14 protein-coding genes and 1 tRNA gene are annotated in these 12,239 nt (G+C 47.9%); 4 read left to right on the top strand and 11 right to left on the bottom strand.

Annotated elements, in window-relative coordinates; all coding sequences use genetic code 11:
- Window positions 1-51 precede the first annotated feature (51 nt).
- The 8 genes from HUT38_01485 to pilM form a co-directional block, all read right to left on the bottom strand.
- The gene (locus tag HUT38_01485) at window positions 52-1,269 is read right to left on the bottom strand and encodes a type II secretion system F family protein (protein NUQ57146.1); all 1,218 of its coding nucleotides are present in this window, start codon (window positions 1,267-1,269) and stop codon (window positions 52-54) included.
- Between the two features lie 14 nt (window positions 1,270-1,283).
- Window positions 1,284-2,351, bottom strand: a complete 1,068-nt coding sequence (locus HUT38_01480) for a PilT/PilU family type 4a pilus ATPase (protein NUQ57145.1) — start codon at window positions 2,349-2,351, stop codon at window positions 1,284-1,286.
- Window positions 2,348-2,749, bottom strand: a complete 402-nt coding sequence (locus HUT38_01475; GenBank protein ID NUQ57144.1) for a response regulator — start codon at window positions 2,747-2,749, stop codon at window positions 2,348-2,350. The genes HUT38_01480 and HUT38_01475 overlap by 4 nt, the downstream gene beginning before the upstream one ends.
- 70 nt (window positions 2,750-2,819) lie before the next feature.
- Window positions 2,820-4,532: a type II/IV secretion system protein gene (locus HUT38_01470; GenBank protein ID NUQ57143.1), complete on the bottom strand. Its 1,713-nt coding sequence runs from the start codon at window positions 4,530-4,532 to the stop codon at window positions 2,820-2,822.
- Between the two features lie 44 nt (window positions 4,533-4,576).
- Entirely contained in the window at window positions 4,577-4,894 is a 318-nt protein-coding gene (locus tag HUT38_01465) for a hypothetical protein (protein ID NUQ57142.1), read from the bottom strand.
- An 8-nt stretch (window positions 4,895-4,902) separates the two neighbouring features.
- Window positions 4,903-5,475 carry a hypothetical protein gene (locus HUT38_01460; protein NUQ57141.1) on the bottom strand — a complete coding sequence of 191 codons (573 nt, stop codon included), beginning with the start codon at window positions 5,473-5,475 and terminating at the stop codon, window positions 4,903-4,905.
- Window positions 5,476-5,479: 4 nt separating this feature from the next.
- A complete protein-coding gene (locus HUT38_01455; GenBank protein ID NUQ57140.1) occupies window positions 5,480-6,046 on the bottom strand; it encodes a hypothetical protein in 567 nt (188 codons plus the stop codon).
- Window positions 6,047-6,197: 151 nt separating this feature from the next.
- Complete coding sequence (pilM, locus tag HUT38_01450) at window positions 6,198-7,310, bottom strand: type IV pilus assembly protein PilM (protein NUQ57139.1); 1,113 nt, start codon at window positions 7,308-7,310, stop codon at window positions 6,198-6,200.
- A gap of 36 nt (window positions 7,311-7,346) precedes the next feature.
- Between pilM and HUT38_01445 the strand changes: the two genes are divergently transcribed.
- Window positions 7,347-7,964 carry a ComF family protein gene (locus HUT38_01445; GenBank protein ID NUQ57138.1) on the top strand — a complete coding sequence of 206 codons (618 nt, stop codon included), beginning with the start codon at window positions 7,347-7,349 and terminating at the stop codon, window positions 7,962-7,964.
- Between the two features lie 18 nt (window positions 7,965-7,982).
- Here the strand turns inward: HUT38_01445 and HUT38_01440 are convergent, their stop codons facing one another.
- Window positions 7,983-8,339 (bottom strand): hypothetical protein, encoded by a 357-nt coding sequence (locus tag HUT38_01440; GenBank protein ID NUQ57137.1) that lies wholly within the window; start codon window positions 8,337-8,339, stop codon window positions 7,983-7,985.
- A 183-nt stretch (window positions 8,340-8,522) separates the two neighbouring features.
- On the opposite strand from HUT38_01440, the gene HUT38_01435 reads away from it, so the two are divergent.
- From HUT38_01435 to HUT38_01425, 3 genes are all read left to right on the top strand, one after another.
- Window positions 8,523-8,610, top strand: a tRNA-Ser gene (locus HUT38_01435).
- A 187-nt stretch (window positions 8,611-8,797) separates the two neighbouring features.
- Window positions 8,798-8,965 (top strand): hypothetical protein, encoded by a 168-nt coding sequence (locus tag HUT38_01430; GenBank protein ID NUQ57136.1) that lies wholly within the window; start codon window positions 8,798-8,800, stop codon window positions 8,963-8,965.
- A gap of 44 nt (window positions 8,966-9,009) precedes the next feature.
- Window positions 9,010-10,119, top strand: a complete 1,110-nt coding sequence (locus HUT38_01425; GenBank protein ID NUQ57135.1) for a S1 RNA-binding domain-containing protein — start codon at window positions 9,010-9,012, stop codon at window positions 10,117-10,119.
- Here the strand turns inward: HUT38_01425 and HUT38_01420 are convergent.
- Window positions 10,116-10,700, bottom strand: a complete 585-nt coding sequence (locus tag HUT38_01420; protein NUQ57134.1) for an aminoacyl-tRNA hydrolase — start codon at window positions 10,698-10,700, stop codon at window positions 10,116-10,118. The genes HUT38_01425 and HUT38_01420 overlap by 4 nt on opposite strands.
- A 62-nt stretch (window positions 10,701-10,762) precedes the next feature.
- Window positions 10,763-12,193 carry a hypothetical protein gene (locus tag HUT38_01415; GenBank protein NUQ57133.1) on the bottom strand — a complete coding sequence of 477 codons (1,431 nt, stop codon included), beginning with the start codon at window positions 12,191-12,193 and terminating at the stop codon, window positions 10,763-10,765.
- Window positions 12,194-12,239 lie beyond the last annotated feature (46 nt).

Here is a 12,239-nt window from a genome sequence, read left to right as displayed (position 1 = left end):
TGAAATAATTCCGCCTTTTGCGGAATTCCCGCTTTGCGGGATTTCACAGGGTCAAAACGCCGCTGTCATATTATAAATCGGCCCGAGAATGGAAATAAGCAGGATGCCGACGGCGCCGCCTAGAAACACTATCATCACCGGCTCTATCAGGCTGACCAGCGTATCCACGGTGGTGTCCACTTCCTTTTTGTAGAATTTACTCAAGGTTTTGAGCATAAAGTCCAGTTTGCCCGTTTCTTCCCCGATTTTGACCATCTGCGTCACCATCATCGGTATTTCTTCGTAGCGGGAAAATGAGTCCGAGATGGACTTGCCTCCTTTTACTTCCAGCGAAGCGTCGGTAAGAATTTTCTTGTATACCTCGTTGCCCACTACGTCGGCCGATATCTCGAGCGATCGGATGGCCGGCACGCCGGCGGAAAGAAGCGTTTCCATATTGTCCGTCATTCTGGAAACGTAAAACTTGGTGTAAAGCCCGCCGACGAAAGGTATTGTCGTCTGAAGGCTGGAAATGGCCATTTTACCCTTTGGAGTTTTGGAATAGCGCCACATAAACGCCGCCCCGCCCATAAGCCCTATCATTATGAACACGCCAAACTGCTTGAAGAAATCGCTGACTCCGATGAGTATTCTGGTGTAAATGGGTATCTGCTGGCCGCTGTCTATCAGCACCGCCGTCAGTTTGGGTATGACGAAAGTGAGCATCAGAATCATAACTATGAAAAAAGTAATGACGACGAACGCGGGATAAATGAGGGCGTTTTTCGTTTTACTGGCGAGCTCGTAGGAGCGTTCCAAATGATCGGCCAGGGCGCGGAATATTTCTTCCAGCTTGCCGGACTCCTCGCCGGACTTGACCATGTTAGCGTAAAACGGGGAAAACACGTCGGGGTGCTTGCCCATGGAGGCGGAAAGCGGCGAGCCGCCTTTGATGTCCTCCACGATTTCCGTCAGGACGCTTTTAAGCCGCAGGTTCTTAGTCTGTCCGGACATCAACCTGAGCGAATCCAGCACTGATATTTTGGCCTCAAAAAGGGTGGACAACTGGCGGGATAAAATAACGATGTCTCTAGGTTTGACGCGATTGAAGAACCCGAAACTGGCCGAAAGTCCGCCAAATAATCCTCCTTTCTCTTTGGTCGGCTTGATAAAGGTGATGATGAGTCCCCTGTTTTGCAGGGAGTTTATGGCCACTTCCATACTGGAAGCTTCTATGCTTCCAGAGCTGGATTGGCCTTCCATGTTTACGGCTGTGTATTGGTAAAGCATTTTATTTAATCAATTTAATCAACGAACGACTCCAGGCCTCTTGGGTTAAGCGAGTGAGACAGCGCGTCCTTCATGGCTATCTCGCCCCGGCGCACCAACTCGGCCAGCGAGCGATTCAAGCTGACCATTCCCTGCTCGTAGCCGGTTTCTATCACCATATCTATTTCGTGGGTCCGGCCTTCCCGGATTAAAGTTCTGACGGCCGAAGTGCCCACCAGAAGCTCGTAAGCGGGGATTCTGCCGCCGGAAATTCTTGGCAGAAGCCGCTGGGAAAATATGCCAAGGAGCACGCTGGCCAGCTGGACTCTTATCTGGTTCTGCTGGTTGGCGGGGAAAGAGTCTATGATTCTGTCCACCGTCTGGGCGGCGTTGTTGGTGTGAAGCGAAGACAAAATCAAATGTCCGGTTTCGGCGGCAGTGACGGCCGTGGAGATGGTTTCCGTGTCGCGCATCTCTCCTATCAGGGCCACATTGATGTCCTGGCGGAACATTGAACGCAACGCGGTATGGAAGTCGGGAGTGTCGTTTCTCACTTCCCGCTGGTCTATGATGGACTTATCTTGGACGTAAAGATATTCCATCGGGTCTTCCACGGTGAGAATGTGCTCGGCGCCGGTGTGGTTGATGCTGTCTACCATAGCCGCCAGGGTGGTTGATTTGCCGTGGCCGATAGGCCCCACCACAAGGAAAAAACCCTGTTCTTTTTTGGCGAAATCGTAAAGCACTTCCGGCAAATTGAGCTCCTGCAGGTTCATTATTCTATTCGAAATGAGCCTCAAAGCCGCTCCTATAAACCCCCTCTGGTAAAAGGCGTTGACCCGGAAACGGACCTTGTCTTCATAAGCGTAGGAAAAGTCCCATTCCTTTTTCTCCAGCAGTATTTTTTTGTCCTCATCGCCCAGCATGGCGAAAACCAGCCCCTGCGTGTCCTCCGGAGTCAGAATCGGCATATTGACCAGCGGCAGAAGCGAACCGGCCACGCGGATGGTGGGGTGCCGGCCGGCGCTTAAGTGCAGATCGGAAGCGCCTTCTTTGATACAGACGAGTATGAGCTCTTTTAATTCTTTTTTGTAATCTTTCATTGATTTTTATTTTGCTTAATCGCGGCGCCCGTGAGCGAATTAACTTTTTTGACCACTTCCGACGGGGTGAAGTAGGCCTTGACCACGAAGTCAACCGCGCCCAGCTCCATCGCTTTGTCGGTTTGGTTTTTCTGCCCCAGATTGGACAGAACTATTATTTTGCTTTTGGCGGCCAGTTTTTCCTTGCGCAAATTTTCCATAAATTCAAACCCGTCCATGCCGGGCATAACCACGTCCAGCAAAATCAGCCCCGGATCCAGGCCGTTTTTGATTTTCGCCAAAGCGTCCTTGGCGCTGCGGGCTATCTCCACTTCAAAATCTTCTTCTTTAAATTTGGCGGCATACATTTCCAGCAGGAATTCGTCGTCGTCTATTATCAAAATTTTGCGTTTTTCCATAATGTTCAAAACTCTGTTGTTAATAATATCACCGATGGCAGAATGTGGGAAACGGCCGCTGTTTATAACTTTATAATTTTATAAACTCCTCAAAGCTTATCGCGCCGTTTAACATTTTCATAAGGCCGTCTTCTTTCATGGTGAGCATTCCCTGCCGGCGAGCTTCTTTCATTATTTCCGGCTCCACCGGATTATTTAAAATTATGCTTTCCAGCTCCGGAGTTTTATAAAGCACCTCAAAAACTCCGATTCTGCCTTTGGTTCCTCTCGGGCAGGTCGGGCTTATCGCCCCTTCGTAGATTTTTTCCGGCAGTTTGAACTTGCCTCTTGCTTCTTCCGGCATGTTTTTTATCTCGTGGTTTATCATCTCCTTCATCGCTCTGTCCAAAGCCACCTCGTTGCGGGAATCGGAGCACAAACTTCGGACCAGCCGCTGGCCGATGGCCATCAAAAGCGTCGGCGCGATAAGAAAGGGGTCCACGCCCATATCAATCAGTCTCGGCACCACGCCGGCGGCGGAGTTGGTGTGCAAAGTGGAGAAAACCAGGTGGCCGGTAAGCGCGGCATGGATGGCCAAACCAGCCGTCTCCTTGTCTCTTATCTCGCCGACCATGATGATGTCCGGGTCCTGGCGCAAAATGGAACGCAAGCCGCTGGCGAAGTCGTACCCTATTTCCGGCCGCACCTGCGACTGGCTCATGCTCTCAATGTTGTACTCTACCGGATCTTCAAGGCTGACCACGTTGTTCGTCTCTCTGTCCAGATCCTCCAACATGGCGTACAAAGTTGTGGTTTTTCCGGAACCTGTCGGACCGGTAAGCAATATCAGTCCGTACGGTTTGTCTATCATATCTTTGACAATCTTCATCTGCGGATCGGAAAAGCCGAGCTCCTTAAGAGTTTTAACTCCTTTTTCTTTGTCTAAAATACGGATAACCACTTTTTCCCCGAAAAAAGACGGGAAGGTGGAAACGCGGAAGTCAATTTCCCTACCCTCTATGCGGGCGTCAAAACGCCCGTCCTGCGGTTTCCTCTTCTCGTCTATCTTCATATCGCATAATATTTTTATCCTGGAAACGACGGCCTCATGGACGCTCAACGGGAGGACAATGCTGGTATAAAGGCTGCCATCCACACGGAAGCGCACCTTGAGCTTGTCTTTAGTCGCCTCTATGTGGATGTCGGAAGCGTTGCCTTCTATCGCGTGCCTTAAAATAACGGCGACTATTTTGGTAATAGGCGCCTCTTCCACTATCTTGGACTCGGCGCTCATCATCGCCTTGGAAACGTCTTCCGAAGACGAACCGGCGCTGGCCAGCTCCATCTCCAGATCGCCCAAAGCCTTGGATACTTCCCCGCCCAGACCTTTGTAGCCGTCCACCACCAGCTCAAAATCCTCTTCCGTAATGAGAAAAAGTTTAAGCGGTACGTCCATTTTGGAAATGATGAACTGCAAAGCCTCCCTAGCCTCAATGTCGGACGGGTCCACTATGCCCACATCCAAAGAATCATCCTTCATCCCCAGCGGCACAAACCGATAATGACGGGCGGCTTCCTCCGGAATCTTGCGAAGCATTTCGTAAGGCACGTCGCCTTTCTGGATGCGGCGGACGGGCAGACCGGAAAGCTCCGCCTTGGCGGCCAAAATTTCTTCCTCCGGCACACCCTCGGCCTCCAGCAGTTTCTCAATGGAAATTCCCTCTTCCGAAGATTTGGTTAAAAGACCTGCCAGTTTTTCGGAGCCGATCGTTCCTTTTTTGACTAAAAAATCAGTAAAACGCATTTTTAAAATATATAAGAATCAATGCCGAAAAGTCCTCCCGCCGACTATTGGGCGAAAGGATTGCTCTTGCCGAGGTTTTCCGGCGGCAGAGAGGTAGAAAAATCAATCAGGCCGGAGAAAACCGGGTCGTTTAAAAAATCGGCGTCCAGAGAGATTCCATTGACCGTGTTTAAAACCCCGACAATCTCGGCGATTTGCGGGTCCTGCGCCGCGGACGCGCCAAATTGACCGCCAAAGCCGCCGCCTCCGGCGACGCCGGTAAGCGTTGAAGGCGGGCCCTGCGGCTTCTTCATGGAGTAATAGGCTACACCAGCCCCAAAGATTATTATTATTAAAGCGATTATTTTAAAACTTTTGTTCATGTTTTTGCTTAAATTGCCCTCTCCGGCGCCTGCCGATATGTGTCCGCCTCAATCAAAAACTCCAAAGCCCCCGCGGAAGAACTGGTGACTTTGACGTTTTTTAAATCGGTAAGGCGCAAACTTTTTTCCAAATCTCTAAGGAAACTATAAAAAGCCTCATAGGAACCGCTAAGCTTGGCGGTAAAAGACACAGTCTCGGCGCCCCGCGGCACGGAGCCCGTCTGGTCAGCGGCCTGATTTTCGCCGGAATCCGAAACAGACATGTCCTTTACCTCCACGCTTTTCAAAGTCAGGCCGCTTCTGGCCGCCAGGCCGTCCAGATCAACCGCCAGCTTCATCGTCTCCGGTTTGGATGGGATAGCCTTGTCCACTCTCTCTCGCTCGTTTTCGGAAATCTGATTGTAATCGCCCAAAATTTTATCCACCGACTGCTTTATTTTCTTGGACGATTCCATGGCGCCGCTGTAGGAAGCTTCTTTGGCGCGCAACAGCTTCACCTCGGCGAACTCGGTTTTCGTTTTGGTAAAAAAGATTATCACCGCCGCGGCCACGAAAAATATTGAAACAATAATCTTAAACATTTGATTAAGGGTTGTATTTTATAACCTCCGGTTTGAGGTTGAGCTTAAGGTTGAATTTTATCCCGCCGCGAGGATCGGCCGCCAGGTTGGAAAAGGAGGAGCTTTTAACGAAACTGTTCTTCTCAAACACGCCTGATTGGACCGCCAAAGCCGGATAACCGCTGGCCGCGCCGGTCAAAGACAAGGCCGGGCCGCCGTCGGGCGACAAGGTCAGGCTCATATCGCCGTAGGTTATTTCCCTTACGGTAAAATCCTGCAGAAAATCAAAAACGCCGGAAACGGCCACGTGCTTGCCAGCCAGATTCCGGACCAGTTCTATTTTTTTGGAGAAAGTCACCACCTCGCTTAAAGTCTCCGTTTCAAAAGATTCCCTCTGCCGCTTCAACGACGAGCCAAGTTGTTCAATATTGTCGCCGAGCGCCTGCTTGTACATAAGCAAAGCGCCCCAGGACGCGCCGGAGATTAAAGATAAAAATACGGAGAGCAAAATGAAGGAGCCAAGACTGCCGGCGCGCCTGCGTTCCGGCTGGCCGATGGTCTTCTTCGGAATAAAAGACATTTTGTCTTCCATATCAATATTTTAACCTGTCAAATTTTTAAAGCAAAAAGGGGCTATCCACATTTACCCTGTGAAATGATTTTTTAATTGGAAATTTAAACTTGGAAGAAACTTGGAAGCGAAACTTCCAATTGGAAGTTTCGCTTCCAAGTTCTCGGCGAAGCTATAATTCCCCCAGCGCTAAACCAGTAGCCACGGAAAAGTTCGGCCCGATCTCTTTCAGGATTTTGTCCAAAAATACCGGATGTTCGGTTTTGCCGAACGGATCCGCCGCCTCCACTTCCACTGTCAGCCTTTTCACCCCGTGGCCGCTCAATCCTTTCAACAAAGAACCGCCGCCGGTAAAGATGATTTTGCTCACCGAGCGGTTGTGCCTGGCCTGAAAATCTTTGAGGAAAACGCCGATCTCATGGAAAATATAATCCAGTATCGGCTTCATCACGTCCACTATTTCCTGATGTTCCGGCAAGTCGGAAAGGCCTATCTCCTTTTTCATCTCCTCCGCTTTGGCGAAATCCACGCCCAAAGACTGGGCCATGGCCAAAGTGATGTCGTGCGAGCCTTTGTTTATCAAGTGCGATGATTTGATGATACCGTAATCCACCACGGCCATTTTGGTGGAAGCGGAACCGAAGTCCACGACGGCGATGGTCGGACTGCCGCGGCTGATGGCGGAGCGCACCACGCTGAACGCCTCTATCTCATAGGAAGCGGCTTCCAGTCCGGCTTTCTTGATGATGTTTTTGTAATCGTTGATAACGTCGTTGTGGATGGCCACCAGCAGCACCTCGGTGGAGTTGGTCGGTTTGGCCTGATTTTTATTGTCCGAGGTTTTGGGTATCGCCCACCAGTCCAGCGCCACTTCGGAAACCGGAATGGGAATGTGGCGCCTGGCCTCCATTGCGATTATTTCGGAAATGTTGCTGTCGTCGGCGACCGGCAGGGTGATTATTTTGACGAAGCTGGAGCGCAGCGGAATGGCCACTTTGGCCGCGGTGGCCTTGGCGTTGGACTCTTTGACCACGTCCCGCACCGCCTCGGCGATTTTGTCTTCCGGCAGTTTGATGTTCTGTCCGATTTTTAGTCCGCCGTAAGGGCCGAGCGCCACTTCGCCGTAAGTTTCCAGAATCGCTCTCTCCTTCTCTTTTCTCAACTGCACCACCTTCACCGACGAGCCGCCGATGTCCACGCCAAGCACGCTTTGTTTGTCCTTCAAAGCCGCCTGCAAGCCGCCCAGCAGTTTCTTAAACGACAAATCTTTGAGCGAAATGTCCATAATTTGATATTATATCATTGAAACGGCAATGTTAAAATGCTTAAAATTATTTTAAATTTTCTCTTCCCGCAAAAGTGCCTCGGCTGCGGCAAGGAAAACGAAATTTTCTGCCCGAAGTGCCTGACCAAAACCGACCGCGCCGACCTGCCGGAAGACAACGGCGTCTTCGCCGCCGCCAATTACCAGGACGGGGTGCTAAAGAAAGCTGTCTGGATGTTGAAATATAAAGGCGTCAGCCAACTGGCCGAACCCTTGGCCGAATTGCTCAAAGAACGGGTTTGGCAAAAAGTACAAAGCAAGCTTAAAAGCGACGACGTCATCGTTATCCCCGTTCCCCTTTCCGGCCGAAGATCGCGCCAACGCGGCTTCAATCAGGCGGAACTCATCGCCCGCCGCCTTTCAAGCAATGTTTTAACCAACGCGCTTTATAAAACCGTTCATACCGATTCCCAGGTTAATGTCAAAGACAGAGAAAAAAGGCTGAACAACGTCAAAGGAAGTTTTGCCGTCAAAAACGCCGAGCTGATAAAAGGCAAAGAAATAATTTTGGTGGACGATATCTGCACCACCGGCGCCACCCTAAAGGAAGCCAAAAAAGTCCTCAAAGAATCCGGCGCCAAAAAAGTCCTGGCCGTAGTTGTGGCGAGGGGGTGAATCTGCTTAAGACAACTATTAAATGCAAAGCTCCGCGGAAAAATCCTGATGTTCTCGCCCGGGCCAGCATTGTTGAGTTTTAGTAATAGCACCTTTGACCCATTTCCCGTCTTCATACGTAACATAAGCTTGAACACGCGACGCCTTTACCGAATCATCATAAAGACCGTCATAGGTCACCGTAACGGTCCCTTGATTATCATCTTGCGAAATATTTACTGAGCATGAACCATACTTGCCCTCCACCCTTTCCGGGCGGCATTCTTCAAACAGGTCGTCTTTCAGAAGAGCCAGCGCGATTTCATTAGTCAGAATTCGCGTTTCGACCTCTTTATTATTGAGTGTTTTAAGCAGCAAAAAACCGCCAACCGCCAAAACAACAATCCCAACGATTAAATAAAATTATATAAGTTATTGTAATTCAAAACAAACAGTGCTATTTTTATCTTGTATTTTGGAGAGGTGTGTGAGCGCCTGCCTGCCGGCAGGCAGGGTTGAAAGCAGTCCCGCTTAAGGCGGGATTGACCCGATTGAAAGTTTGAAAAATAAATATTACATGGAGAGGTGGCTGAGTGGTTGAAAGCAGCAACCTGCTAAGTTGTTGACCCTCAAAAGGGGTCCGAGGGTTCGAATCCCTCCCTCTCCGTTTGGTAAATTTTAGGTCTACTTAACTCTTAATATTACTTACTAATGTTATATAACATTCTCTCCTTAATCATTTTTCCCACAATTGGCTGGCTGATAATTTTTTTGTTTATTTTTATTGTTTACGTCGTCGTTGTAATAACCAGGGAGCGCTTTTCTATTAAAAAAATTAATATAATTACAAATTTATGGAAAAAATAAGAATAATTAATAACGGTTTTTCAACGGGATTTTGGTTCGCGGCCTGGCTTTTTACAATCGGCTACCTCAACCTTTCTTTCCCGAAACTTATCTACGCCATCATTCTGTGGCCTTATTATCTGGGCCTGCATTTCTCTCAATTTTTTAAAAACTGAAAAACTGCTTGCAAAAAATTATTTCTTTTATATACTAAGCCATTATGACAACAGCGCAAAAGGAGAAGCAGCCGGCGGTGGCGACGAAGCAAAGCGCGATGGAAGCTCTGTTCAAGAGCGTTCCGTTGGCGATGCCAAAAGTGGACGACCTTATTGAAGGCATCGTTTTAAGCCAGGATTCGTCCGCCGTTTACATCGACCTTTCCCCCATAGGCACGGGCATAATTTACGGGAGAGAATATAACCGCGCCAAAGACATCATCCGAGCGCTGAACCCGGGCGACAAAATAACCGTCAAAATCACGGAAACGGAAAACGAAAAGGGTTATTTTTCCCTGTCTCTGAAAGAAGCCAAGCAAAAAATCGTCTGGCGCGAAGCCGAAGAAATGCAAAAAAGCAAAGCGCCTCTGACACTGGCAGTGACCGACGCCAACAAAGGTGGCCTTGTTTTGGAATGGAACGGCATCCAGGGATTTTTGCCGACCTCCCAGCTCAAATCCAACCATTATCCGCGCATTGAGGACGGTGACAAAGACAAGATAGAAGTGGAACTCAAAAAACTCGTGGGAGAAAAAATCAAAGTGGTCATACTGGCCAGCGACCAAAAAGAAAACAAGCTCATTTTCTCGGAGAAAAGCGGCAACGCCGAAGAAATAAAGGAGGTCGTTTCCAAATACAAAGTCGGCGACATCATAGACGGCGACGTCACCGGCGTCGTTGACTTTGGCATATTCATAAAAATTGCCGACAATCTGGAAGGATTGGCCCACATTTCCGAACTGGACTGGTCTTTGGTGGAAAATCCTTCAGCCATGTTCAAAGTCGGGCAGAAAGTCAAAGCCCAGATCATCAACATAAACGACGGCAAGTTCTCCCTCTCGCTTAAGGCCCTCAAACTTGACCCGTGGCAGGAAGCCAAAGAAAAATACAAAAAAGGAGACGTCGTCAAAGGCGTCGTCATCAAATTCAACAAACACGGCGCGCTGGCCAGCATTGAGGAAGGCGTGGCCGGCCTGGTGCACATTTCCGGTTTTAAATCAGAAGCGGAAATGAAGCATAAACTGGAACTGGGCAAATCCTACAACTTCCAAATCTCCACCTTTGAACCCAAAGACAGAAAACTGGCGCTGATTTATCAGGAGAAACAGGCCTAATTAAACTCGCTCATCGCTTTCTCTCTCCCTTCTTTAACAATAGTTTCCAAAGCTAAACTTATCTCTTTGGAGACTTTTTTGATTATCGACAATTCCGCCGGTTTGAATTTGCCCACGATGTAGTCCAAAAATTTATCTCCGGACGGTTTTTTGATTTTCCCCGATGGCGTCGCTACCGAAACGCCGATTCTTATTCTTACAAAATCTTTCGTCTTTACGGCTTTGATGACCGACTCCACCCCCTTGTGTCCGGCCGAACTTTTGCCGAAAGAAATTTTGAACTTGCCGAGCGGCAAATCAATATCGTCATGAAGAACGACAAGGTTTTCTGTTTTTTTGGCCGAAGGCGTCAATGGCCTTATGCTCTCTCCGGATTTATTCATAAAAGTTTCCGGTAAGATAATCATAATTTTTTCTTTGCCAATTTTTCCTTCAAAAACCAAGGCTTTTAATTTTTTATCAAACTCGGGTTCATCAATCCCCTCTTTTTTTATAAAATCCAGGAGAGTCATCCGCCCGGCGTTGTGCCGCGTCTGCTCGTATTCCTCCCCCGGATTACCCAAACCAACGATGTAATACATAAAACAATATTAGCATTCCGCCTTAATTTTCCAAAATATTGACGTTCGATGTCGATAGTAAGCTAAACGGGAAAGTTTAACGGTCTGTCTTGAACATAATTTATTTTTTGTTTTAAAGCGATTTCCGCTTTCTGCAATTCCGCTCCCAGGTCAAAAGCATGCTCAATAAAAGACACTCCGTGCATCATGGAAATAACGTCAAAAACTTCTCTGGCCGTTGAGCCGGAAAATTCTTCCAATACGTCTCCTAGTGGAGAAAGATGCTTGGCCAAAATTTTACCTTTAGAAACATTAATGACGTAATTGCCCCTGGGATCAAATTTACACATTGGACCTTTGGCGTATTTTTTGACAATTTTTATGGCATCGTTCCAGCAGTCGGAATAAATATGAGCCGAGCCGGATATGGTCGTAAACGGCCCCATTTCAAAGCCGCAACCATCGGCGATAATTTTTTGTAAACGCAAAAAAGCCAGCGCGTTCATCGGCCATGCTCTGAACATATCGTTGGAACGGATAAAAGCCGTGAAAAAAAGTTTATTGTCCTGAACCAGGCATTGTATCAAATCCAGACAGGGAGCGTGCGGGTTGTTATGATCCGCGGCGACTTTCCAGGTCACCGCTACCGCCCTTCTGGAGTAAGGAGTTCTTTTAAGGTCTTCCATTATAGACTGTATCTGGTCTATGCCATCGTGGTCTCTCAACCTTTGGCCGTAAGTGTACTCTATGTTTGGAATCTTGTTTTTGGTGACAACCTGCGGCAGATAATTCTCAAAATCTTTTTTTGAGAATCGGAAGTAAGGTTTCCAATCAATATTTTTTATGTCTTCTCCGGTTATTGTCGCGATAAGATTTACAACCTCCCTTTGGTCCGACGAATGCTGGGACTTTTTAACATGGCCGAATTTCATTATCGCGTCCAATATTTCAAGCCAGGCGTCTCCGACTTTTTCCGCCTGTATTTTAAAGTCGCATTTTTCCGACGGCATTGTTTCCGGCGAGCGCCGCTCCGGTTCGGCGAATTCCTTAGGCTCAATCCACGGCTTGGAGATTTTTTTCGATCTTTTGATTTCCTTTATTATCAAGTCAGTCGGATTTTTATTTCTGGCGTCTATAATTTCAACTTTTTGGCGAAATTTTTCCAAATAATTCAGGTCTATTTCTTTGTGAATTTTCGCGTTTTCAGCGCCTATGACAAAGCCGTCGTCATCTATTCCGTTTTTTACAAACTTCAACAGAGCCTCTCCCGAGCCGGATTTGTCCTGACCGCACAGTATGATCTTAGTTACGCGCGGATTTAAAAAAATATTTCTCAAAACCCAATTTATGCCCTCCTTGGAATAAAGCTGTCCAATCAAAGAAACTTTGCTTTGAAAATTCTTAAGACTGTTGGAAATCAGTTCCTTGCTTGTCCAAAGAGTTATCACTCCGATGCTTGAACGCGGGTCGCCTTTTACCAAAAGGTCGGAAAAATATTTCGGCCAGATTTTCATTGTTTATTAATAATACCACCGTTTTAAAAAACTTGAAAAAGATGTT

It is taken from the genome of Candidatus Paceibacter sp. (assembly GCA_013360865.1).
Classification (GTDB): Bacteria; Patescibacteriota; Minisyncoccia; order UBA9983; family UBA9983; genus SURF-57.
The sequence above is the reverse complement of the archived record's forward strand: the minus strand, read 5'-3'. Positions and strand labels throughout refer to the sequence as shown.

Bases quoted from the DNA above. Each gene is read 5' to 3' on its own strand.
- HUT38_01485 (NUQ57146.1), bottom strand. From the start codon at position 1,269: ATGCTTTACCAATACACAGCCGTAAACATGGAAGGCCAATCCAGCTCT.
- HUT38_01480 (NUQ57145.1), bottom strand. From the start codon at position 2,351: ATGAAAGATTACAAAAAAGAATTAAAAGAGCTCATACTCGTCTGTATC.
- HUT38_01475 (NUQ57144.1), bottom strand. From the start codon at position 2,749: ATGGAAAAACGCAAAATTTTGATAATAGACGACGACGAATTCCTGCTG.
- HUT38_01470 (NUQ57143.1), bottom strand. From the start codon at position 4,532: ATGCGTTTTACTGATTTTTTAGTCAAAAAAGGAACGATCGGCTCCGAA.
- HUT38_01465 (NUQ57142.1), bottom strand. From the start codon at position 4,894: ATGAACAAAAGTTTTAAAATAATCGCTTTAATAATAATAATCTTTGGG.
- HUT38_01460 (NUQ57141.1), bottom strand. From the start codon at position 5,475: ATGTTTAAGATTATTGTTTCAATATTTTTCGTGGCCGCGGCGGTGATA.
- HUT38_01455 (NUQ57140.1), bottom strand. From the start codon at position 6,046: ATGGAAGACAAAATGTCTTTTATTCCGAAGAAGACCATCGGCCAGCCG.
- pilM (NUQ57139.1), bottom strand. From the start codon at position 7,310: ATGGACATTTCGCTCAAAGATTTGTCGTTTAAGAAACTGCTGGGCGGC.
- HUT38_01445 (NUQ57138.1), top strand. From the start codon at position 7,347: ATGCTTAAAATTATTTTAAATTTTCTCTTCCCGCAAAAGTGCCTCGGC.
- HUT38_01430 (NUQ57136.1), top strand. From the start codon at position 8,798: ATGGAAAAAATAAGAATAATTAATAACGGTTTTTCAACGGGATTTTGG.
- HUT38_01425 (NUQ57135.1), top strand. From the start codon at position 9,010: ATGACAACAGCGCAAAAGGAGAAGCAGCCGGCGGTGGCGACGAAGCAA.
- HUT38_01420 (NUQ57134.1), bottom strand. From the start codon at position 10,700: ATGTATTACATCGTTGGTTTGGGTAATCCGGGGGAGGAATACGAGCAG.
- HUT38_01415 (NUQ57133.1), bottom strand. From the start codon at position 12,193: ATGAAAATCTGGCCGAAATATTTTTCCGACCTTTTGGTAAAAGGCGAC.